This is a genomic window from Agathobacter sp., assembly GCF_977054825.1.
In genome coordinates, this window is the sequence record NZ_CDRTEH010000005.1 from 60,473 (window position 1) to 83,436 (window position 22,964).

At 43.1% G+C, this 22,964-nt stretch carries 20 protein-coding genes; 17 read left to right on the forward strand and 3 right to left on the reverse strand.

Annotated features, from left to right (window positions below):
• Window positions 1-206: 206 nt before the first annotated feature.
• Window positions 207-2,651 (forward strand): HAD-IC family P-type ATPase, encoded by a 2,445-nt coding sequence (locus tag ACW6PM_RS06750; protein WP_456056647.1) that lies wholly within the window; start codon window positions 207-209, stop codon window positions 2,649-2,651.
• On the opposite strand, the gene ACW6PM_RS06755 is transcribed toward ACW6PM_RS06750, so the two are convergent.
• Both ACW6PM_RS06755 and ACW6PM_RS06760 read right to left on the reverse strand, forming a co-directional pair.
• Window positions 2,641-3,282, reverse strand: a complete 642-nt coding sequence (locus ACW6PM_RS06755) for a hypothetical protein (RefSeq protein ID WP_308650053.1) — start codon at window positions 3,280-3,282, stop codon at window positions 2,641-2,643. The two genes, ACW6PM_RS06750 and ACW6PM_RS06755, sit on opposite strands and share 11 nt — an antisense overlap.
• Window positions 3,283-3,309: 27 nt before the next feature.
• Complete coding sequence (locus tag ACW6PM_RS06760; protein WP_456056648.1) at window positions 3,310-3,576, reverse strand: hypothetical protein; 267 nt, start codon at window positions 3,574-3,576, stop codon at window positions 3,310-3,312.
• A gap of 377 nt (window positions 3,577-3,953) precedes the next feature.
• Here ACW6PM_RS06760 and ACW6PM_RS06765 point away from each other — a divergent pair, with 377 nt between their 5' ends.
• The 16 genes from ACW6PM_RS06765 to ACW6PM_RS06840 all read left to right on the forward strand — a co-directional run bounded on the left by ACW6PM_RS06765 (window position 3,954) and on the right by ACW6PM_RS06840 (window position 22,166).
• The gene (locus tag ACW6PM_RS06765) at window positions 3,954-4,460 is read left to right on the forward strand and encodes an SEC-C metal-binding domain-containing protein (RefSeq protein WP_308650051.1); all 507 of its coding nucleotides are present in this window, start codon (window positions 3,954-3,956) and stop codon (window positions 4,458-4,460) included.
• Between the two features lie 376 nt (window positions 4,461-4,836).
• Entirely contained in the window at window positions 4,837-6,810 is a 1,974-nt protein-coding gene (gene thrS / locus ACW6PM_RS06770; RefSeq protein ID WP_456056649.1) for a threonine--tRNA ligase, read from the forward strand.
• Between the two features lie 70 nt (window positions 6,811-6,880).
• On the forward strand, window positions 6,881-7,198 hold the full coding sequence (locus ACW6PM_RS06775) for a DUF1540 domain-containing protein (protein ID WP_308650049.1): 318 nt from the start codon (window positions 6,881-6,883) through the stop codon (window positions 7,196-7,198).
• Window positions 7,199-7,361: 163 nt separating this feature from the next.
• Window positions 7,362-8,261, forward strand: coding sequence for a prolipoprotein diacylglyceryl transferase (lgt, locus tag ACW6PM_RS06780; RefSeq protein ID WP_456056650.1), 900 nt, complete (start codon window positions 7,362-7,364; stop codon window positions 8,259-8,261).
• A gap of 213 nt (window positions 8,262-8,474) precedes the next feature.
• On the forward strand, window positions 8,475-8,906 hold the full coding sequence (mraZ, locus tag ACW6PM_RS06785) for a division/cell wall cluster transcriptional repressor MraZ (RefSeq protein WP_015516716.1): 432 nt from the start codon (window positions 8,475-8,477) through the stop codon (window positions 8,904-8,906).
• A gap of 19 nt (window positions 8,907-8,925) precedes the next feature.
• Entirely contained in the window at window positions 8,926-9,870 is a 945-nt protein-coding gene (gene rsmH / locus ACW6PM_RS06790) for a 16S rRNA (cytosine(1402)-N(4))-methyltransferase RsmH (RefSeq protein ID WP_456056651.1), read from the forward strand.
• Between the two features lie 24 nt (window positions 9,871-9,894).
• Window positions 9,895-10,371, forward strand: a complete 477-nt coding sequence (locus ACW6PM_RS06795) for a hypothetical protein (protein ID WP_308650046.1) — start codon at window positions 9,895-9,897, stop codon at window positions 10,369-10,371.
• 15 nt (window positions 10,372-10,386) lie between these two features.
• Window positions 10,387-12,348, forward strand: a complete 1,962-nt coding sequence (locus tag ACW6PM_RS06800) for a peptidoglycan D,D-transpeptidase FtsI family protein (protein ID WP_456056652.1) — start codon at window positions 10,387-10,389, stop codon at window positions 12,346-12,348.
• Window positions 12,349-12,407: 59 nt separating this feature from the next.
• The gene (locus tag ACW6PM_RS06805; protein WP_456056653.1) at window positions 12,408-14,099 is read left to right on the forward strand and encodes a peptidoglycan D,D-transpeptidase FtsI family protein; all 1,692 of its coding nucleotides are present in this window, start codon (window positions 12,408-12,410) and stop codon (window positions 14,097-14,099) included.
• 128 nt (window positions 14,100-14,227) lie between these two features.
• A complete protein-coding gene (gene murD / locus ACW6PM_RS06810) occupies window positions 14,228-15,589 on the forward strand; it encodes a UDP-N-acetylmuramoyl-L-alanine--D-glutamate ligase (protein WP_456056654.1) in 1,362 nt (453 codons plus the stop codon).
• Between the two features lie 5 nt (window positions 15,590-15,594).
• Window positions 15,595-16,740, forward strand: coding sequence for a putative lipid II flippase FtsW (ftsW, locus tag ACW6PM_RS06815; RefSeq protein ID WP_308650042.1), 1,146 nt, complete (start codon window positions 15,595-15,597; stop codon window positions 16,738-16,740).
• 18 nt (window positions 16,741-16,758) lie between these two features.
• A complete protein-coding gene (locus ACW6PM_RS06820; RefSeq protein ID WP_456056655.1) occupies window positions 16,759-17,505 on the forward strand; it encodes a cell division protein FtsQ/DivIB in 747 nt (248 codons plus the stop codon).
• Between the two features lie 140 nt (window positions 17,506-17,645).
• Window positions 17,646-18,902, forward strand: a complete 1,257-nt coding sequence (gene ftsZ, locus ACW6PM_RS06825; RefSeq protein ID WP_308650040.1) for a cell division protein FtsZ — start codon at window positions 17,646-17,648, stop codon at window positions 18,900-18,902.
• A 178-nt stretch (window positions 18,903-19,080) separates the two neighbouring features.
• Window positions 19,081-19,830, forward strand: coding sequence for a sigma-E processing peptidase SpoIIGA (locus tag ACW6PM_RS06830; protein WP_456056708.1), 750 nt, complete (start codon window positions 19,081-19,083; stop codon window positions 19,828-19,830).
• On the forward strand, window positions 19,778-20,512 hold the full coding sequence (gene sigE / locus ACW6PM_RS06835; RefSeq protein WP_308650039.1) for an RNA polymerase sporulation sigma factor SigE: 735 nt from the start codon (window positions 19,778-19,780) through the stop codon (window positions 20,510-20,512). The genes ACW6PM_RS06830 and sigE overlap by 53 nt, the downstream gene beginning before the upstream one ends.
• Window positions 20,513-20,558: 46 nt before the next feature.
• Window positions 20,559-22,166, forward strand: a complete 1,608-nt coding sequence (locus ACW6PM_RS06840) for an MBL fold metallo-hydrolase RNA specificity domain-containing protein (protein ID WP_448755058.1) — start codon at window positions 20,559-20,561, stop codon at window positions 22,164-22,166.
• Window positions 22,167-22,285: 119 nt separating this feature from the next.
• On the opposite strand, the gene ACW6PM_RS06845 is transcribed toward ACW6PM_RS06840, so the two are convergent.
• Window positions 22,286-22,804, reverse strand: coding sequence for a QueT transporter family protein (locus ACW6PM_RS06845; protein WP_308650037.1), 519 nt, complete (start codon window positions 22,802-22,804; stop codon window positions 22,286-22,288).
• Window positions 22,805-22,964 lie beyond the last annotated feature (160 nt).

Sequence of the window (22,964 nt, forward strand, 5' to 3'; positions counted from 1 at the left end):
TTATGATTAAAGGGTCAAAAGGTATCATCGATGCATGCTTGCATGCAATTCGATGTATACCTTAGTGATCCGCACTACACCGAGAAAGTAGCAATTTGCTGCGGAAACGCAGGAAATTAGCGGATTTCGAGGTGGAGTCAGATTACGGGAATGCGTAGCATGTAGTAATCTGATTAATCATAAATGAGGGGCAAAAGGTGAATAGCATGAATCAGATGAATAATGACAGCAAAAATATAAATATCACGGGTCTTACGGACGAAGAGGTTAGGCAGAAAGCAGAGGAAGGACTTACCAACAGAGCGGATATATCGACAGACAAGACAACAAAGGAAATTGTGATTTCAAACGTTTTCACATATTTTAACCTTATATTTCTTGTCATAACGATTCTTCTCATAATGGTAGGTTCTTTTAGAAATCTGACATTTCTGCCTATAATTATTGGAAATACGGTAATCGGAATCGTTCAGGAGATCCGTGCAAAAAAGACTCTTGAGAAAATGAGCCTTTTGAATGCTCCACATGCGGATGTCATCAGAAACGGAAGTCTAAAGCAGATTAGTACGGAGGAGCTTGTAAAGGATGATGTGATTTTACTTACCGCAGGAAAGCAGATTTGTGCGGATGCGGTTGTGATATCCGGAAATATACAGGTAAATGAATCGCTGCTCACAGGTGAAGCTGATGAGGTGGAAAAGACAGAGGGCAGTACTCTCATGTCGGGCAGCTTTGTTGTATCGGGAGAGTGCTATGCAAGGCTTGAAAAGGTCGGTAATGAATCATATATCTCAAAGCTGAGCCTTGAGGCAAAATCAATGGGAGACAAGGAGCAGTCAGAGATGATACGCTCCATCAATTTGATCGTCAAATGGGTTGGCATAGTGATTATTCCGATTGGGCTTATACTGTTCTGGCAGAGTCATTTTGTGAATGGTGAGTCTATCACAAAGAGCGTTACATCGACAGTTGCAGCGATTATAGGAATGATACCGGAGGGCTTGTATCTGCTGACTACGGTGGCGCTTGCCCTAAGCACTATGAAGCTTGCAAGCAAAAAGGTATTGCTTCACGATATGAAAAGTATTGAGACGCTTGCGCGAGTGGATGTGCTGTGTGTGGACAAAACAGGCACAATAACTGAGCCTGATATGAAGCTTAAAGAAATTTTCCTATGCAAAAACAGTGGAGCAGATGGCGCACAGACAGCTTTGACATTAGATGAGCTTAAGAGCCTTATTTTAGATTATGCAAATGCCTCCGTTGACAACAATGCGACTATGCTCGCACTAAAGGCATATGCAGCAGATGCTTTGACAAATAATACATCTGCATTACACCGTACAGCGGTTTCACAGCAGGCCTTCTCGTCGGGCCTCAAGTATGGCAGTGTTACCTTTTCTGACGGAACATATCTGCTCGGAGCACCTGAGTTTATCATGCACGATGACTTTGCGCGCATTGAGGAGGAAATCATACCATACGCTGACAAAGGCGACAGAGTGCTTTTATTTGCAAGGTATGATGGAGAAAACGTGGAAAACGGCATAAACGGCAGCGTTACTCCGCTTGGATTTGTGGCACTTGCCAATCCTATCAGGGCAAATGCAGTAAAGACCTTTGAGTATTTCAAGAGTCAGGGTGTTGCGATAAAGGTTATTTCAGGTGACAATCCACGTACTGTTTCAAGGATTGCCATACAGGCCGGGATAGAAAATGCAGAAAGCTTTGTCGATGCGGCAACACTTGATACTGAGGATAAAATAGCTGATGCAGTGAATAAATATACTGTATTCGGACGAGTGACACCAAAGCAGAAGAAGCAGCTTGTAAAGGCTTTGCAGGCTAAAGGTCATACAGTTGCGATGACCGGAGACGGAGTCAACGATATACTTGCCATGAAGGATGCAGACTGCAGTGTGGCTATGGCATCGGGAAGTGAGGCGGCAGCCCAGGCAGCACAGGTTGTCCTTTTGGACTCTGACTTTGCACACATGCCGGATGTGGTATATGAGGGCCGCAGGGTGGTAAACAATATCCAGCGCTCAGCCAGTTTGTTCCTTGTAAAAAATATATTCTCACTGTTACTTTCACTGTTTTCGGTTGTTCTGATGGTTACGTATCCGCTTGAGCCGGCACAGGTATCGCTCATCAGTATGTTTACCATAGGAGTACCGGGATTCTTACTGGCACTGGAGCCGAATAAGGACAGGATAAAGGGACACTTTATCACAAATGTCATGCTAAAGGCGCTGCCCGGCGGACTTACGGATGTAATAGCTGTCGGAGCACTTGTCATATGCGGAGAGGTATTTTGTATATCGGATGCAAGTATCGGAACGATAGCGACACTTGTACTTTCGGTAGTGGGCTTTATGATTCTCTTTAAAATCAGCGAGCCGCTCAATGGAATGAAATATGCAGTTATTATCGGAAATATAGCAGGTCTGGTATTTTCAGGCTTCTTCTTAAAGAAGCTGTTTGCACTGACGGATTTGTCAAATATATGTATTCTTCTCATGATAGTGTTTGGCTTTGCGGCTGAGTCACTGTTTAGGAATCTGACACTTCTGGTTGAGAAGCTGCGAGGCTCCTATGAGAAAAATCTGATGAAGAAAGAAATGAAAAAAAAGAAGGGCTTCAATGTCTGATATTGAAAATCTGCATGGCACCGTAGGTGTGTGGCAGCTTAGGACCCGGAGCCTTTCTTGACGGGCACGACAGATTCTTACAGCTTGCGCAGGTATTGCAGAGCTCTGTGATATTTTTTTTCTTTTGTGAGTCAAGCTTTATTATGAGAGCGGCTGTCTTAAGCGGCATGAGCATATTTGAACCGGTGAGACGTATGCCATCGGGGCTTACGTGCTCAAAAATCTCAGGCAGCAGCTCAAGTGGATATTCATCGCCTAAAAAGGACAGCTCTATGGCATAAAGGCAGCTGTCTTTTTCAACAGTCTTTGCAAACTGCTCATATGCATTTGACAAAAGCATGAGACTTAAACAGTCTGCTATGTATGCTTCCTCAAGCTGCTCGTGGTTTAAATACAGCTCTGACAGCTCGTCTGCACCGTTTCCAAGTGTCACGAGGCCGTAGGCATAGTGCGCTAAGGATACCCTCTGCAAATCCTGTTTTATGGAATAATATGCGTAGGCATCCACCAAAGGAAGCATTGCTGTGTATATAGACCGGATAAGAGGCAGCTTATCATTATCAAAATGGAAACGGCTGCAGAATTCCTTCCAGTCTTTAGCTGATAATTCAGGTGTGATTTTGCATTTCATGGCATGGATACTCCTTGAAGGATGATGCTATTTGTGAAGAGAGTCGTTTTTATCACTGGCATCTGCTTTATTTTTGTTTACATCATCAGAGTCTTTATCAGAACCCTTTAAAAGCCTGTATACAAATGAATATGCCCAGATAAGCACCGGGATAATGATGGTTGCGGCAACGGCAGCCTTCCAGTAGCGCATGTCGTTTGTGTGATCGAGCACAGTGGCAGCAAATGCCACAACATATAAAAGTAATAAAAGGATGGCACCGGTCAGGGCCAGAATACGTTTTGTCTTTTTCATGAATTGTTCTCCGTGGTTCTGAATAGTTATTTAATAATTATAATATGATATGAGGGTCAAAAGGTATTTTGCCCCTCATTTATGATTAATCAGATTACTGCATGCTACGCATTCCCGTAATCTGACTCCACCTCGAAATCCGCTAATTTCCTGCGTTTCCGCAGCAAATTGCTACTTTCTCGGTGTAGTGCGGGTCACTAAGGCATACATCGAATTGCATGCAAGCATGCATCGATGATACCTTTTGACCCTTTAATCATAATATAAAAAAACAAAATTGACGTCAAGCCGTTATTTTGGTATAATACATCCATATGTGAAGTTGAGGCTGTAGTTGGCCTCATATCAGTTTATAAAAGATAAAGGTGGTAGTAAAAATGGCTTTATTAGAAGAGTGGCACAAGATTGCCTACAATGACAAAGCAGATCAGGGAGAGTTACAGCGTTTTTGGCAGCATTATTTCCTCTTGGAGAAGGGCGTATATGAGCAGCTTCTTGCAAATCCGGATGAGGCAGTAGAGGGAACAGTCAAAGAGCTTGCTGAGAAATATGAGTTATCAATCATGGAGATGACAGGCTTCTTAGATGGAATCAATGACAGTCTTGTTACACCAAATCCAATCGAGGAGATGGATGAGGACACAAAGGTAAGCCTTGCATTCGATAAGGAGAAGCTCTACAAGAACATGGTAGATGCAAAGGCAGACTGGCTTTACAATCTTCCTGCATGGGATGAAATCTTTGATGCAGAGACAAAGCATGCGCTTTACCTCGAGCAGAAGAAGTCGGGAACAGTAGTAGTAGGCAAGAAAATCGGCCGAAATGACCCATGTCCATGCGGTTCAGGCAAGAAATATAAAAAATGTTGCGGAAAAAATGCATAAAGTACTTTACAGATTAGAAAAATAAGTATATTATCATTTTTTGAAAGGAACATTAGCATAATAACAATACGTTGAAGAGCACAGTAAGTATATTAAAAGCAGCAGAGAGGGAAGCCTTGGAGGACGATAAAATCTCATGTCCAAAGAGTGGTGAAAGCTCCCCGGTGGATGATATACCGAACACCAGCTTGGAGTGGCTCTAATAAAGCCCGGTGACACCGTTATAGTCAAATGAGTTTCTGTCGGATACATACAAGCAGTTTGTTTTCAGGCAGAGAGAATGTGGGTGGAACCACGGTAACAAAGCTTATCGTCCCCGATGTCGCAGCAATGCGGTGTCGGGGATTTTTGTATTAAAAATAAAGGAGAGATAACCATGAAGATAACATTGAAGGATGGCTCATCAAAAGAGTACAGCGAAGCAAAAAGCGTATATGAAATCGCAAAGGACATAAGCGAGGGTCTTGCAAGAGCAGCCTGCGCAGGAGAGGTTGACGGAGAAATCGTTGACTTAAGAACAGTTCTCGACAAGGACTGCGCACTCAATATCATCACAGCAAGCGATGAGGAAGGACTTCGTGTCATCAGACATACAGCATCACATGTGCTGGCACAGGCAGTAAAGAATCTGTTCCCGGATGCAAAAGTCACAATCGGACCGGCAATTGATGACGGTTTCTACTATGATTTTGATTCACAGCCATTCTCAAGAGAGGATCTTGATGCACTTGAGGCAGAGATGAAGAAAATCATCAAACAGGGTCATGAGATAACAAGATTTACACTTCCTAGAGAGGAAGCAATCAAATTAATGAAGGAAAAGGATGAGCCATACAAGGTAGAGCTTATCGAGGAGCTTCCTGAGGGTGAGGAGATTTCGTTCTATGATCAGGGTGGCTTTGTAGATTTATGTGCAGGACCACATCTTATGAGCACAAAGGGAGTAAAGGCCTTCAAGCTCACATCGTCATCAATGGCATACTGGAGAGGCGATTCAAACAAGGCAAGGCTTCATCGTATCTACGGAACAGCCTACAATAAGAAAGAGGACTTAAAGGCACATCTTGAGAGAATGGAGGAGGCTAAGAAGCGTGATCACAATAAGCTTGGCCGTGAGATGGAGCTTTTCACAACAGTAGATGTAATCGGACAGGGACTTCCGCTTATGATGCCAAAGGGCACAAAGATGATTATGAAGCTGCAGAGATGGATTGAGGATCTTGAGGATAAGGAGTGGGGCTATGTGCGTACAAAGACACCACTCATGGCAAAATCAGATCTGTACAAGATTTCAGGACACTGGGATCATTATCTTGACGGCATGTTTGTTCTCGGAGATCCTGAGAAGGATGGCGAGGAAGAGGTTATGGCACTTCGTCCGATGACATGTCCGTTCCAGTATTATGTATACAAGGCAAAGCAGCACTCATACAGAGACCTGCCTTACAGAATGGGTGAGACATCCACACTGTTTAGAAACGAGGATTCAGGAGAGATGCACGGACTGACACGTGTCAGACAGTTTACTATCTCAGAGGGTCACAATGTTATCCGTCCTGACCAGTGTGAGGAGGAGCTTAAGGCATGCTTCAGCCTTAACAGATATATCCTTAAGGTGCTCGGACTCGAGAATGATGTGACATACCGTCTTTCAAAATGGGATCCAAAGAACACAGAAAAGTACTTAGGAGATGACGAGTACTGGAACTCAACACAGGAGGTTCTTCGTAACATCCTTATTGAGGAAAATGTTCCTTTTGTTGAGGCCGACGGCGAGGCTGCATTCTACGGACCAAAGATTGATATCCAGGCCAAGAACGTATACGGTAAAGAGGATACCATGGTAACAATACAGCTTGACTGCGCTATTGCTGAGAATTTTGATCTGTACTATATTGATCAAAACGGCGATAAAATCCGTCCGTATATCATTCACCGTACATCACTCGGCTGCTATGAGCGTACACTTGCATGGCTCATCGAGCACTACGCAGGAAAGTTCCCTACATGGCTCTGCCCTGAGCAGGTAAGAGTACTTCCTATTTCAGAGAAGTATGCTGATTATGCTAAAAAGGTAGCAGATGAGCTTAAGAGAAATGATGTCGATGTGACAGTTGACAACAGAGCTGAGAAGATTGGATACAAGATCAGAGAGGCTCGTATGGATAAGCTTCCATATATGCTTGTTGTCGGAGCTGACGAGGAGGCAGACGGCACAGTATCTGTAAGAAGCCGTTTTGAAGGAAATGAGGGTGTTAAGCCGCTTTCAGATTTCATCGATCAGATTTGCAAGGAAATCCGTACAAAGGAAATCAGAGTGGAGCTTCCGGAAGAGGAAAAACACAGATAATTGATTTAAAAAGCATAAAAACAATCAATCAGGACATACTAGCCTATGCATAAGCAAAGGAGGCAAAAGTATGACAAGACTTGATTGTAATGTTGAAAAATGTGCGTATAATGCAGATAACTGCTGTAAGCTCAGAGAAATCGATGTGAAAGGAACTAAGGCAAAGAAAGCCTGCGATACACAGTGTGGCAGCTTTTCAAACAAGGCCTGTGACTGCGAGGTATCTGCAGAGTTAGCTATTCACAAGGAGACAGATGTGCACTGTGATGCGGCAAAGTGTAAGTACAATGACCACAATAGCTGCATGGCCAATCAGATTGGCATCAAGAAAAACTGTACACCAAACAAGTGCAGTACAGAGTGTGCAAGCTTTGAGTGTGAGGCATAGAAGCTTTAGTGACGATAGTGTCTTTGACTAAGAAGCACATAATGACAGCTGCCCGGAGTATCATGCTTATGGTGCTCCGGGTACATATATTTTCATAATTGGTGATTGTTACCGTATATATTATGGTGTGACAGACAGCAATTACAGCCAGGAAAGGAAAAATATGGATTATAATATAAACTTCCCACATCTTCATATATATCTGCAGCATGTGATAAAAAGTATATCAATAGGCAGCTTTGATATTGCTATGTACGGCATAATAATCGCATGTGGTATGCTTGCGGGGCTTGGTGTGGCCTGCTATGTGGCCAAAAAATCAGGACAAAATCCTGATACATACTTTGACCTGGCACTTGTGGCAATCATATGCTCGGTGATAGGTGCAAGAATATACTATGTGGTATTCAGGTGGGATTTGTACAAGGATGACCTGCTTAGCATATTCAATATCAGGCAGGGCGGACTGGCAATTTACGGAGGTGTGATAGCGGCGATTATCACTACATTCGTTTTTGCAAAGGTCAGAAAGCTGTCGTTTCCACTGCTGTGTGATACGGCAGGACTTGGACTGATACTGGGACAGGTGATTGGCAGATGGGGAAACTTCTGTAACAGAGAGGCCTTTGGCGATTATTATGATGGGCTTTTTGCCATGCAGCTTCCGGTATCTGCTGTCAGGGCATCAGATCTGACGGAAAGGCTTATGGCACATACAACCATGATTGACGGAGTGGAGTATATCTCGGTGCATCCCACATTTTTGTACGAATCATTCTGGAATCTGTGCCTGTTTATTTTGCTGATGCTTTATTTTAAGCACAGAAGGTTTGACGGAGAGGTGTTTCTTCTATATTTATTAGGCTATGGTATCGGAAGATTTTGGATAGAAAGCCTGCGTACAGACCAGCTTCTCATACCACATATCAATTATCCGGTGTCTATGGCACTCGCCGCCACTTTGGTGGCAGTATCAGCCATATGGATAGGTATTGTCAGGTATAAGCAGATGAAAATGGGTAAAATGGTGGACACTCCACCACAATCCACCACTAAAGAGTAAATTTTATATGTATTTTATAAAAAAGGCGTAAAGTCCACAAAAGACTGAACGTCTTTTTTTAATGCTTTTTTATGGGAATTTGGCTTAAAGCCTTGATTTTGTGGGCTGTTAGGTGTAATATTGTATTCAAGTGGTGGAAAGTGGAGCGAAATACCATATAAGTGGAGTGAAGTGGTGGAAAGCTTCAAAATGAGGAAAAGGAGGATGGATGCCATGTTCATGGGCGAATATAATCATTCAATAGACGCCAAGGGCCGTATGATTGTCCCGGCAAAGTTCCGTGAACAGCTTGGCAATGAGTTCGTAGTTACCAAGGGCTTAGATGGCTGTCTGTTCGTCTATTCCAATGAAGAATGGCATCGCATTGAGGAAAATCTCCGTGACAAACCACTCACATCAAGAGAAGCAAGAAAATTTATGAGATTCTTCTTTGCAGGAGCAGCCACCTGTGAGGTGGACAAGCAGGGCAGAATACTCTTACCGGCGAACTTAAGAGAATACGCAGGTATAGATAAGGAAGTAGTATCTGTCGGAGTATACAGCAGAGTAGAAATCTGGAGCAAGGACAGATACCTTGAGAACTCTGATTTTGACGATATGGATGAGATAGCAGATCATATGGCAGAGCTTGGCATAGGAATTTGATTTTAAATGGAGAGACCGCATGGAATTTAAGCATTATTCAGTCTTAAGGGACGAGACAATTGAAAATTTAAACATCCGTCCTGACGGCATATATGTTGATGGTACTCTCGGAGGAGCCGGGCACTCATATGAGATAGCAAAGAGACTTTCAGGCAAGGGCAGGCTGATTGGCATAGATCAGGATGCAGATGCCATAAAGGCAGCAGGAGAGAGACTTGCAGAGTTTGGCGACAGGGTAACGATAGTCAGAAGCAATTATTCTGATATGAAGAATGTGCTTCATTCACTCGGAATTGAAAAGGTGGATGGTATTATGCTGGATCTTGGAGTGTCATCCTTCCAGCTTGACACACCAAACAGGGGATTTACCTACAGGAGTGAGGATGCACCGCTTGATATGCGTATGGATGACAGAAATGCCCTTACCGCAAGGGATATAGTAAATACCTACAGCGAAAATGACCTGTACCGTATCATCAGGGATTACGGTGAGGACAAGTTTGCAAAGAATATTGCAAAGCACATTGTAGCAGCAAGGCAAGAGCATGAGATAACGACAACAGGCGAGCTCAATGAGATAATAAAGGCGGCGATACCCAAAAAGGTCAGAGCTACCGGCGGTCACCCGTCAAAGAGAACCTATCAGGCTATCAGAATTGAGCTGAATCATGAGCTTGATGTGCTAAGGGACAACCTGGATGACATGATAGATTTACTTAATCCAAGCGGCAGGATATGCATTATCACATTCCACTCGCTTGAGGACAGAATAGTAAAATCCAATTTCAAAAAAAACGAAAATCCATGTACATGTCCACCAAGCTTTCCGGTATGTGTATGCGGGAATAAATCGAAGGGAACGGTTATCACCAGAAAGCCTATCCTTCCATCAGAAAAGGAACTTGAAGAAAATTCACGCTCGAAGAGTGCAAAGCTTCGTGTGTTTGAAAGAAATGAATTGTAGAATGACAGCAAAAGGAGCAGCTAAATGAATAAAACTACTTATTATATAAACGGGAATGCAGTAAGACAGCTTGACGAGGCAGCACCGGTCAGAAGACCTCAGAAATCGACAAGAGAGCTTGAGGAAGTAAGAAGAAAGAAAAACAGAAGAACAGCTGCAAGAAGAAATCAGGAGAGAGCGCTCTCCATGAACAGGGCTTTTGTAGCCTTTCTCACAGCGTGTGTGGCAGCTTCAGCCTTTGTATCTGTTTCACTTATTCAGATAAGGTCAAATGTGACACAGCAGATGAAGGAGGTCGCAGCACTTGAGAGCCAGATAAATGATATGAAGGCTGATAATGATGCCAGATACAAGCAGATTACTACATCTGTTGATTTAAATGCGATCAAGGACGCCGCTATCAACAGACTTGGCATGAAATATGCTTCACAGGATCAGATAGTTTATTACTCTGTTGACAAGAGCAACTATATGGATCAGTATGATGATATCCCGGAATAAATTGGAGGAATCATATTGGCAGCCAGGACAAGAAAAAGACCGGTAAGAAAAATCGGACGCAAAATGAAAACAAAGCTGTTTGCGTTGTTTATGTTAATAGTTATAGCCATGCTCGGACTTATCGGCAGGCTGATGTTTATTGAATATACAAGCGGAGACGCATATACCAAAAAGGTACTGTCATTACAGTCATATGACAGCAAAACAATACCGTTTCAGAGAGGAAATATTGTAGATTCAAACGGTACAGTGCTTGCTACGAGTGTGGCTGTTTATAATGTTGTGCTTGATTGCTCTGTCATGACCAGTAAGAAAGAGTATATAACTCCGACGATAGATGCACTGACACAGTGCTTTCCGGATTTAGACAGGGCAGCACTTGAGGATTATGCAAATAACAGCAAGGATAATAAATACATTGTACTGTTAAAAAAGCAGTCCTATGATGCGATTCAGCCATTTGTACAGCTGCAGGACGCAACAGATGAAAAGGGCAATCTGAAGAATCCAAACATCAAGGGTGTGTGGTTTGAGACCGAGTATCAGAGAAATTATCCGTTTAAAACACTGGCAAGCTCGGTTATCGGCTTTACCTCAGCAGGAAATGTAGGTACAACAGGACTTGAAAACTATTACAATGATACCTTAAATGGTGTAAATGGCAGGGAGTACGGCTATCTGAACGCAGACAATGATTTTCAAAAGACTGTAATTGCCGCACAAAACGGAAATACCCTTTACACAACTATAGACGCAAATATCCAGTCGATTGTTGAGGACAAGATAAAGCTGTTCTCAGATACTTATGCAAATAATGCAAGAGAAGGACTTGGCGCAGAAAATATTGCCGTCATTATAGAAAATCCTAAAAATGGTGAGATACTCGCCATGGCGAATTATCCAAACTTTGATTTGAATAATCCAAGGGATATGAGTGCATATTACAGTGAGGAGCAGCTTGCGGCATTTAAAGAGGACAGCACTCAGGAGATGGATGCACTAAATAAGCTGTGGCAGAATTTCTGTGTTACACATACATATGAGCCGGGTTCTGTACAGAAGCCTTTTACAGTTGCATGTGGACTTGATACAGGCACGCTCACCACTGATATGACATTTTTATGTGATGGATATGAGATGTTTGGCGGCGAGAGGGTATCATGTGTAAATCGTAGCGGACATGGCATAGAGACACTTGAAAAGGCACTCATGGATTCATGTAATGATGCACTCATGCAGATGTCATATAAGATTGGTGCAGAGAATTTTCTGTATTATCAGAGCGTATTTGGATTTGGTCAAAAGACAGGCGTTGACCTGCCGGGTGAGGCAAATACATCAACGCTCATGTATACACTCGACAATATAAAGCCTGTCGATTTAGCGACAAACGTATTCGGACAGAACTATAACTGTACCATGATAGAGATGGTCAGTGCATTTTCTTCACTGGTAAACGGCGGAAATTACTATCAGCCGCACGTAGTAAAGAAAATCACAGATGACAACGGCAACACAGTAAAGACAATTGAGCCTACACTGCTGAAAAAGACAGTGTCGGAAAATACGAGTGCGACACTTAAAAACTATCTGCAGAACGTAGTTGCAAACGGAACCGGTAAGGTTGCGAAGGTTGACGGATACTCAATGGGAGGCAAGACAGGAACAGCGCAGATGTATGATGAGACAACACACCTTAGAAAAAAGGGCAGCTATCTCGTATCATTTATAGGCTGTGTACCGGCGCAGGATCCGCAGCTTGTTATTTACACTGTAATCGATCAGCCGAATGTGCAGGATCAGCCTCACAGTAACTATGCACAGAACCTGACCAGAGAGATATTAAAGGAAGTACTCCCGTATATGAATATATACCCTGATGAGGAACAGACAGGTGTAAATGCTGACCTTACGATAACAGGCGCAAATCCTCCTACAGGAGAGAAGGTTACCCAGGAGGGTGAACAGGGTGAATAGAGAATAGCCTCAATATTTTTTGCATATATTAGTGTAAAAATATTGAGGCATTTTTTCTTATGATACTTAACAATACGCGCTACAGAAGAAAAATATGCGTGTTTTGCAGTATACTGACAGCAGTTCTTATCGCCTTGTGCGGCAGGCTGTTTTATCTCATGATAGTAAAAGGCGATTATTACAGCAAAAAGGCAGCTGCGCTCCAGGAAAGAGAGCGTGATATCGCAGGAATCCGCGGAGATATAGTGGACAGAAATGAAAGGATAATAGCGACAAATGAAACTGCATATAACATAAGCGTTATACACAATCAGATAACCGACAAGGAAGCTGTCATATCGGTTTTGAGCAGTGAGCTTTCGATTGATGAAAAGACTATCCGCAGTAAGGTGGATAAGGTTACATCCATTGAAAAGATAAAGAACAATGTTTCTAAAAAAACGGGAGATAAAATACTTTCATATGGCTTGGCAGGGGTAAAGGTTGACGAGTCAAGTGTCAGGTACTATCCGCTTGAAGAGCTCTTCTCAAAGGTTATAGGCTTTGCCGGAGCAGACGGTCAGGGAGTTGTGGGACTGGAGACCACATATGATGATGTTTTACGTGGTACACCGGGGTGCATATATACTGTATGTGACGGCCGAGGTGTGGAGGTAAAGGGCTATAAGGAGAGAAGGAAGGCTCCGAAAAAAGGAGATACACTTGTCACCACACTCGATATAAATATACAAAGAGTATGTGAGAAAAATGCAATGATGGCATATGCGCAAAACCTGGCGGACAGTGTGAGCATAATTGCCTTAAATCCTAAAAATGGAGAAATATATGCCATGACCGACTATCCGGAGTACAATTTAAATGACCCTTTTTCATGCGAAAACCATGACGAAGCCTGGAGAAACGGCTGTGTGAGTGATACATATGAGCCCGGCTCCGTATTCAAGATAATCACAGCGGGAATCGCACTGGAGGAGGATGTGGTGAGCCTTGATGACCGCTTTTACTGCCCGGGATATATTACTGTGGAGGACAGACGCATACACTGCCATAAGAGAACAGGACATGGAAGTGAGACCTTTGTGCAGGGCATACAAAATTCATGTAATCCGGTGTTTATAGACCTGGGCCTTAGAATAGGCAGTGAGAGGTATTATACTGATTTCAAGAGGTTTGGTCTGCTCGATAAGACAGGTATTGATTTGCCGGGAGAGGCTGCAACCATAATGCATCAGCCGGATAAGATAGGCCAGGTGGAGCTTGCGACGATTTCCTTTGGACAGTCATTCCAGCTCACACCCATTGAGCTTATGACAACGGTATCATCACTTATAAACGGTGGCAACAGAATAACTCCTCATGTCGGTAAGGAAATTCATGGCACTGACGGCACGGTAAAGGAGGTATTATCCTTTGAACAGACCTTAGGTATATGCAGTGAAGAAACCTCTGATACACTGCGTAAGCTTTTGGAGGGCGTGGTGTCGGAGGGCTCAGGAAAAAATGCAAAGGTTGAAGGGTATGCGATAGGAGGAAAGACTGCCACATCACAGACACTTCCGAGAAGTGACAATGTATATATAGCCTCATTTCTCGGGTTTTATCCGGTGGATGATCCGGCTCTTATGGTGCTTGTTAAGATAAATAATCCAAAGGGCGGTGCATACTATGGCGGAACGATCGCTGCACCGGTTGCCGCTGAAATATTTAAGGAAATAATACCGTATGCACAGGAAATTGGAGCTTTTAACTGACTTACGACCTCTTGCGAAATAGAAGCAAATAACGTATACTATAATTTAATGATTAAGGCTGTCATTTGGAGGATATGATTTGTAATATATCCACACGGATGGCTGCAATAAAAGATGGAGGAATAAAAATGAGCTTACAAGGAAAAAAGGTACTGGTTGTCGGCACAGGAAAGAGTGGCATTGCAGCGACTGAGCTTTTGTGCGCAAATGGCATCGATACAGTATTGTTTGACGGAAATAAAGAACTGGATTCAAAAGCACTTTATGAGAAAGCGCCAAAGCTTAAGGAGGTGCCGCTTATTTTAGGCGACCTTACAGATGAACAGATGGATGAATTTGATGTGGCTGTGCTAAGTCCGGGAGTACCGACAGACATTCCTATGGTCAATTCCTTACGTGACAGGGGCGTTAAAATATGGGGTGAGATTGAGCTTGCATATACATTTGGGGCAGGTGAGATTATCGCCATCACAGGAACCAACGGCAAGACGACCACGACTGCCCTGACAGGTGAGATAATGAAGAATTACTTTAAGGATGTGAGAGTTGTAGGAAATATCGGAATACCTTACACATCAATGGTCACAGAAAGTACCGGTGAGACAGTTACGGTTGCAGAGATATCAAGCTTTCAGCTCGAGACAGTTGACACCTTTAAGCCTCATGTAAGCGCAATTTTAAATATCACACCTGATCATTTGAATCGTCATCATACGATGGAAAACTACATCAGGGCGAAGGAGGATATTACAAAGAATCAGACAGCGGATGATTACTGTGTATTAAACTACGAGGATGAGGTGCTTAGAGCTTTTGCAACAGAGTGTCCGGCCAAGGTTATATTTTTCAGCAGCAAGTCTGAGCTTTCAGAGGGCTTTTATCTGGATGGAGACATCATCATATATGCACACGACGGTGTTCGCGATGAGGTAATTGATGTAAATGAGCTGAATCTTCTTGGAAAGCACAATTTTGAGAATGTAATGGCAGCGTGTGCCATGAGCTTAAGCTTTGGCGTACCGATGGATAAGATTGTCGAGGTGCTTAAGGTATTTAAGGCAGTTGAGCACAGGATAGAGTATGTGACCGAAAAGCGCGGAGTCAGATTCTACAATGATTCAAAGGGCACCAATCCTGATGCAGCCATTCAGGGCATACGTGCCATGAACAGACCTACACTTCTCATTGGCGGTGGATATGATAAGCAGTCTGAGTATGATGAGTGGATAGAGGCCTTTGACGGCAAGGTAAAGGAGCTTGTGCTTATCGGTCAGACCGCAGATAAAATCGAAGAGTGTGCACACAGACATGGATTCATGAATACTGTAAAGAAGGATACGTTTGAGGAAGCGGTAAATTACTGCTACGAGCATGCGGTTTCAGGTGATGCAGTGCTTTTATCACCGGCATGTGCCAGCTGGGGCATGTTTCCTAACTACGAGGAGCGCGGACGTATCTTTAAGGAAATAGTAAAAGGATTTAAGGAGTAAATGTTTTGGCAGGAAAGCGTAGAAGAAGTAATAAGAATAAAGAAAAAAAAGAAAAAGGAATACCTTATTTCGACTACAACCTGTTGTTTATAGTTATATTCCTGCTCTGCTTTGGCCTTGTTATGCTCTATAGCTCAAGTGCATACACCTCGGCCATCAAAAATCATGACAGCATGCACTATCTTAAGCTTCAGATACGAAATATTGTACTGGGACTTATACCTATGGTATTTCTGGCCAAGGTCGACTACAGATACTGGAAAAAGCTTGGTTTTTTTGCGTATATAGTATCGCTTATACTGTGTGTGCTTGTGTTTGTGCCGAAAATAGGCTCAAGCTCACATGGTTCATCGAGATGGATCGGCATAGGACCGATACAGTTCCAGCCTTCAGAGGTGGCTAAAATTGCTGTCATACTGTTTATGGCTATGATTATTGACAAGATTCCCAAGCAGTTTGACAAATTTTCAAGTCTAATAAAGGTGCTTGCAATGCTTATTCCACTCATAATAGTTGTTGCAATCAGCAATCTGAGTACGGCAGTTATCATCATAGGCATTTCGGTCTGTATGCTGTTTGTCGCAAGCCCGAAGTATCTGCAGTTTATTATTGTAGCAGTGGCGGTAGTTGTGTTTGCAGTGGCGTTTGTCATGCTGGCAGGCTATAGAAGTACGCGTATTGAGGCATGGCTGCATCCGGAGACTGCGGGAACAGACGCTGTGTTCCAGACTATGATGGGACTTTATGCGATAGGCTCGGGCGGATTGTTTGGAAAAGGGCTTGGAGAGAGCTTGCAGAAGCTTGGCAATGTGCCGGAGTCACAAAATGATATGATATTTACAATCATCTGTGAAGAGCTTGGGCTGTTTGGAGCTATCTGCCTTATTTTGCTTTTTATACTGCTTATCTGGCGTATGATGGTCATTGCAAACAATGCAAGGGATTTGTATGGCTCACTTTTGGTGATTGGTGTGATGAGTCATATTGCAATCCAGGTGATACTGAATATTGCGGTAGTTACCAATTCACTGCCCAATACCGGTGTTATTCTGCCATTTATCAGCTATGGAGGTACGTCAATCATCTTCCTGATGGCGGAAATAGGGCTTGTTTTGTCTGTGTCAAGAGGCATCAGGCTTGAAAATGTGTAGATTAAGGCGTGAAATATAATGATTAAGAAAAAAAGAAAACATAAAAAGAGATTAAAGCATTTTTTTATGGGACTGTTAATTGCGGTAGCGGTGCTCGCAATACTGTTTCTCATTGCACTTAAGCTTTTTACTGTAAAAAAGGTGGTTGTCGAGGGCAATGAGCTTTACGACCAAAAGACTATAGAGGATGCGGTGCTTAATGATAAGTACTCATGGAACTCACTGTATGTCTATCTGAAATATAAGGTAAAGGATACAAAAAAGATACCGTTTATTGATACAATGAGCATAAGCCTGGATAGTCCGTATACTCTTCATATATCTGTTTATGAAAAAGGAATGCTTGGATACATATATATTCCGGGAATTAATGAAAATGCATATTTTGATAAGGATGGTTTTGTGGTGGAAACGTCATCAGACACGGTGCCGGGTGTGCCATGTATAGACGGCATAAGCTGTGACAAGGTAGTGCTCTATGAGAAGCTTCCTATAAAGCAGACTATGCTAAGAGATATCCTTGAGCTTACCCAGGGATTAAAAAGGCAGGAGCTTGTGCCTGATTCTGTGGATTATGGCGCACAAAATGCACCGGTAGCCAAGTATGGCAATGTGAGTGTGATAATTGGTGACACGACAAAGCTTACACGTAAAATAGAGCGGCTTAAGGCCATCATGCCATCGCTTGAGGGGCAGTCCGGCACACTACATTTAGAGAGCTGGACGGAAGAAACCACAAATATTGTGTTTGACAAGTCAGAATAATGTAAAATTAAATAAAAAAAATCATATTTTATAGTTGATTATTTGGAAGAAAAATTATATTATAGAATATATGAGTTTAAGAATATTTGATATTTTTATATAGATAATTAAATTTTGGGAAAGAAAGAGGAGGAATCACCTTGCTTGAGATAAGAACTAACGAGGCTGATAACAGCGCAAAGATTATTGTCATTGGAGTCGGAGGAGCCGGTAACAATGCAGTTAACAGAATGATTGATGAGAATATTGGTGGAGTAGAGTTTATCGGTATCAATACTGATAAGCAGGCTTTACAGCTTTGTAAGGCTCCTACACTTATACAGATTGGAGAGAAGCTTACAAAGGGACTCGGCGCAGGTGCGCAGCCTGAAATCGGTCAGAAGGCCGCAGAGGAGAGTGCAGAGGAGCTTCAGGCAGCAGTAAAGGGCGCTGACATGGTATTCGTTACATGCGGTATGGGAGGCGGAACCGGTACAGGTGCAGCTCCTGTTGTTGCAAAGATTGCAAAGGATCAGGGCATACTTACAGTTGGTGTTGTTACAAAGCCATTCAAATTTGAGGCAAAGCAGCGTATGATTAATGCTGTTTCAGGAATAGAGAGACTTAAGGAGAGCGTTGATACACTTATCGTCATTCCAAATGACAAGCTTCTCGAGATAGTGGACCGTCGCACAACTATGCCGGATGCACTCAAGAAGGCAGACGAGGTATTGCAGCAGGCAGTTCAGGGAATCACTGATCTTATCAATCTGCCTGCACTTATCAACCTTGACTTCGCAGATGTACAGACTGTCATGAAGGATAAGGGTATGGCACATATCGGTATCGGTAGTGCACAGGGCGATGATAAGGCTATCGAGGCTGTCAAGCTTGCGGTTGCTTCACCTCTTCTTGAGACAAAGATCAATGGTGCAACACATGTCATCATCAACATCTCAGGAGATATCTCCCTTATGGATGCAAACGATGCAGCAAGCTACGTACAGGATCTGGCAGGAGAGAATGCCAATATTATCTTCGGTGCCAAGTTTGATGAGAGCATGACTGATCAGGCTTCTATCACTGTTATTGCTACAGGACTTGAGGATGTTTCAGAGAAGATAGATATGCAGGGCAAGCAGGCAGTACCTGGTGCAGGTATGGCAGGCGGTATGCAAAGCCGTATGGTATATCCAAATCAGACAGCAGCAAGACCTGTTTCAAGCATGGGTACACAGTCTACAGCGACAGCAGGGCTTCATAGCACAGCTGCAAGCGGACTTCATACAGCTGCCCAGCCACAGCAGACAGCACCTGCACATGCATATACAGGTATCCAGAAGCCACGCCAGCCGGAGAGCACAGTTAAGCCGGTAGAGATTAATATACCTGACTTCCTTAAGAATTCAAGACGTTAGTTTATAGGACATGCAGCCTTTTGGCTGCATGTCTTTTTGATTATTGTCGACATATTACGTCACTTAAAAACCTGCTTTTACGCTATTCTTGTCTGTGAAAGTGAGGTGAAAAATTATCTATGCATTTTATCTCGATATTTTTCTTCTTCGTACATTTATCACCAACTGTCTCATACTTATATTTGTCACATATATGCTAAAAATCCCATTGACCGGGAAGTTGCTGCGTCTGATTGCTTCTGCGGCGGTGGCAGCGGGAGGTGAATGTGTACTGCTTCTTTTGGCAGGCAGCTATGCGTTTTATAAATGGACCTCTGTTTTGGTGGTCGTACCACTTGCGGCAAGGCTTGCGATAGGCAGACAGGCCGGCAGAAAAATCACGTTTCTTAGGCTTTTTGCACTTTGTATGTTTGTAACAGTGCTGGCCGGAGGCATAGTGACAGCGTTAGACAGCTTTTTTAGCTCTGATGCGACAGTTATGATATGCTTTGGTTTTGTCATATCATACATAGTGTTAAAATGCTTCTGTGAGCGAAGCAATGAGAGCAGAAGACTATATAGGGTCACACTCCTAAAGGATGGTAAAAGAGCTTGTGCCACGGCCTTGTATGATACAGGCAATCTGCTAAAAACACAGCCCGAGCAGCTTCCGGTACATATAGGCGGCAGTGCATTGTTTGATATTGTGGGAGAAGATGTCAGCTTTTTTGATGTGCCGTACAAGAGTCTGGGTAATGATGGTGGAAGCCTTAGAGTGTGCGTATTTGATGAGATGACAGTCATGAAGGGAAATAGTAAGCTGATTTTACATAATGTGCTGGTGGGAAGAGCATCGGATAGTTTATTTGAGGACAATGCATATGATATGATTTTGAATGAAGCTGTTTTTAGTAATAAAACGGGTATGGAAAATACTCTGGGGAAATAAGCCGGACACAAATGAGGTGTTTTACATAGGAGGGACGGAGGTGCTGCCGCCTCCGCTTGAGACAGATGAGGAGAAATGCTGCCTGGTTGCACTGGTGGATAAAAATGTGGCAATGTCAAAGGAACAGGCAAAAAAGCAGCTTATAGAGCACAATCTGCGGCTTGTTGTGTATCTGGCAAAGAAATTTGAAAACACGGGAGTATGCGTGGAGGACCTTATCTCAATCGGTACGATCGGCCTCATAAAGGGGATAAATACATTCAATCCCGAGAAGAAAATAAAGCTTGCCACATACGCATCCAGATGCATAGAAAATGAGATTCTAATGTATCTGCGGCGCAACAACAGAGTGAAGCTTGAGGTATCCTTTGATGAGCCTCTTAACACGGATTGGGACGGAAATGAGCTGCTTTTATCGGATATATTGGGGACGGATGAGGACGTTATATACAAGGATATCGAGACTGAGGTTGAGATATCACTGTTAAAAAAAGCCATGCTGTCATTAAACGAGCGTGAGAGGCAGATAATAGAGCTTCGATTTGGAGTAAACCGTGTGGAGAATAAGGAGCTGACACAGAAGGAGGTGGCAGATATCCTTGGGATTTCACAGTCATACATATCGAGGCTTGAGAAAAAAATAATGGCAAGATTGAAGAAAGAAATACAGAAAATGGCATAAGTGTGATATAATATTTTTATTATAAAACAGAATAGGAGATGGTAGTATGGTATTGGAATTTATCGGGGCTGACAGAGAGGTTACTGGAAGCTGTCACTATCTGACATTTGGGGACACACATATACTTATTGACTGTGGAATGGAGCAGGGGGCTGATTTGTACGTGAATCAGGAGATTCCGGTCAATCCTTCACTCATAGACTATGTGTTTGTCACACACGCACACATTGACCACTCAGGTCTTTTGCCGCTCATATACAATCATGGTTTCAGGGGTACCATTTTTGCTACAAAGGCGACAACAGATTTATGTAACATCATGCTAAAGGATTCTGCGCATATTCAGGAATTTGAGGCGGAATGGAAGAACAGAAAGGCAAGACGAGCCGGAAGACCTGAGGTGACTCCTATGTACAATGTGGAGGATGCACAGAATGTCATGCAGCACTTTACACCGTGTGATTACAACAGTGTGTATGAGATATGTCCGGGGCTTAAGGTGCGATTTGTGGATGCCGGTCATCTGCTTGGCTCCTCATCTATTGAGATGTGGGTGACTGAGGAGAATGTGACCAAAAAGATTGTCTTTTCAGGTGATATCGGAAATCACAACAGGCCGCTCATCAAGGATCCGCAGTATGTGGACAGTGCTGATTATGTGGTTATGGAATCTACATATGGCAATCGTCTGCACGATACGCCGCCTGACTACGCGGTGGAGCTTGCAAAGGTCATCAATGCAACCTTTACAAGAGGCGGCAATCTGGTAATCCCGGCATTTTCGGTAGGCAGGACACAGGAGATGCTCTACTTTATCAGGCGTATAAAGACTGAGAATCTGCTGCCGGAGCATCCGAATTTTGAGGTTTACATCGACAGCCCCCTTGCTGTTGAGGCGACAAATGTATTTCATGAGAATATATCGGACTGTTTTGATGAGGAGGCTATGGAGCTTATTTCATCAGGCATCAATCCAATCAAGTTTCCGGGACTTCGTGTGGCAGTATCATCGGATGAGTCAAAGATGATTAATTTCGATAAGAAGCCAAAGGTTATAATCTCTGCATCGGGTATGTGTGAGGCCGGACGTATCAGGCATCACTTAAAGCACAATCTTTGGAGAAGCGATTCGACAGTTCTGTTTGTAGGATACCAGGTTCCGGGCACACTTGGCTATGCACTTTTGAACGGAGCTAAAAAGGTGAAGCTTTTTGGTGAGGAAATAGAAGTAAGGGCAAGCATAGTAAATCTGCCGGGTATCAGCGGACATGCAGATAAAAATCAGCTTACCGAGTGGCTTGGCGCAATAAAAAACAAGCCGGAGCATGTATTTATAGTTCATGGAGAGGAATCCACAGCAGAGTATTTTGCAAACCATGTGCATGAGACCTTCGGCTATGATGCGGTGGCACCGTACAGTGGTGATGCCTATGACCTTATCACGAATCAGAAGGTGGCTGATGGTTCACGCAAGCGTGTTGAGAAAAAGGCTTCATATGGCATGGCGAGCAGAGAGAAGACTATATTTGACCGTCTTGTGGCAGCAGGACAGAGGCTTGTATCTGTTATCCAGAAGTGCCAGGGTATGGCGAATAAGGATTTGAGCAAGTTTGCAGACCAGATAAATGCACTGTGTGATAAGTGGGATAGATAGAATATAATCACAGCATATCAAAGTAATAAAGCAAAAAGCTCTGTGCATACATATAAGTGTATGACACAGAGCTTTTTTATTTTATGACGCGCAGCTTATTAAAAGTGCTATGTATGTAACTACGCCTCGTCCTGCTTGAAAATGACATTTCTGTATTTTGAAAGTATTCCTTTTAACAGGCCTCCAAGTACACATATTGATATAATCTCACCGATTCCGACTGTAACTGCATTGAAAACAAGAGAGATATCAACACCCTTGTATACAGTTGTAAAACCGTATCCGTATCTGAGCACGAGTGGCACGATAATTATGTTGGCGATGACCGGTGGCAGGGTGTATACAAACTTCTTCTTTCGAAGGAAGTAAGTGCCGAGTGCGCCGAGCAGTGTGGCGATGCTTCCAAAGATGATATCCCAGATGATGCCGCCTGTGATAAGGTTGGAAATCAGACATCCGATAAAAAGCCCCGGAATGGCTGCCGGTGTGAAAACCGGAAGGATGCAAAGCGCCTCAGAAAAGCGTACCTGAATAGTTCCTGATGCGAGACCAAGCAGATTTGTGATATACGTGAGCACAACGTAGAGTGCCGCGATCATAGCTGCCTGTACTGCAAATAATACTTTTTTGTTTCTCATATTTAGTTCTCCTTTAGTTTTGTTTTACGTCAGGAAGGTTTCGAACTGACGCAATTATTTTTGCCTTGACATGTTAACAAAAATTGCATTGAATGTCAAGAAATATATAAAGTCAGTGTCCCCTATTTGGAAATGTTGTGCTATAATAAGTACAAGTGAG

Excerpts from the sequence above, each read along its gene's own strand:
- ACW6PM_RS06750 (WP_456056647.1), top strand. The coding sequence starts at position 207 with ATGAATCAGATGAATAATGACAGCAAAAATATAAATATCACGGGTCTT.
- ACW6PM_RS06755 (WP_308650053.1), bottom strand. The coding sequence starts at position 3,282 with ATGAAATGCAAAATCACACCTGAATTATCAGCTAAAGACTGGAAGGAA.
- ACW6PM_RS06760 (WP_456056648.1), bottom strand. The coding sequence starts at position 3,576 with ATGAAAAAGACAAAACGTATTCTGGCCCTGACCGGTGCCATCCTTTTA.
- ACW6PM_RS06765 (WP_308650051.1), top strand. The coding sequence starts at position 3,954 with ATGGCTTTATTAGAAGAGTGGCACAAGATTGCCTACAATGACAAAGCA.
- thrS (WP_456056649.1), top strand. The coding sequence starts at position 4,837 with ATGAAGATAACATTGAAGGATGGCTCATCAAAAGAGTACAGCGAAGCA.
- ACW6PM_RS06775 (WP_308650049.1), top strand. The coding sequence starts at position 6,881 with ATGACAAGACTTGATTGTAATGTTGAAAAATGTGCGTATAATGCAGAT.
- lgt (WP_456056650.1), top strand. The coding sequence starts at position 7,362 with ATGGATTATAATATAAACTTCCCACATCTTCATATATATCTGCAGCAT.
- mraZ (WP_015516716.1), top strand. The coding sequence starts at position 8,475 with ATGTTCATGGGCGAATATAATCATTCAATAGACGCCAAGGGCCGTATG.
- rsmH (WP_456056651.1), top strand. The coding sequence starts at position 8,926 with ATGGAATTTAAGCATTATTCAGTCTTAAGGGACGAGACAATTGAAAAT.
- ACW6PM_RS06795 (WP_308650046.1), top strand. The coding sequence starts at position 9,895 with ATGAATAAAACTACTTATTATATAAACGGGAATGCAGTAAGACAGCTT.
- ACW6PM_RS06805 (WP_456056653.1), top strand. The coding sequence starts at position 12,408 with ATGATACTTAACAATACGCGCTACAGAAGAAAAATATGCGTGTTTTGC.
- murD (WP_456056654.1), top strand. The coding sequence starts at position 14,228 with ATGAGCTTACAAGGAAAAAAGGTACTGGTTGTCGGCACAGGAAAGAGT.
- ACW6PM_RS06820 (WP_456056655.1), top strand. The coding sequence starts at position 16,759 with ATGATTAAGAAAAAAAGAAAACATAAAAAGAGATTAAAGCATTTTTTT.
- sigE (WP_308650039.1), top strand. The coding sequence starts at position 19,778 with ATGAAGCTGTTTTTAGTAATAAAACGGGTATGGAAAATACTCTGGGGA.
- ACW6PM_RS06840 (WP_448755058.1), top strand. The coding sequence starts at position 20,559 with ATGGTATTGGAATTTATCGGGGCTGACAGAGAGGTTACTGGAAGCTGT.
- ACW6PM_RS06845 (WP_308650037.1), bottom strand. The coding sequence starts at position 22,804 with ATGAGAAACAAAAAAGTATTATTTGCAGTACAGGCAGCTATGATCGCG.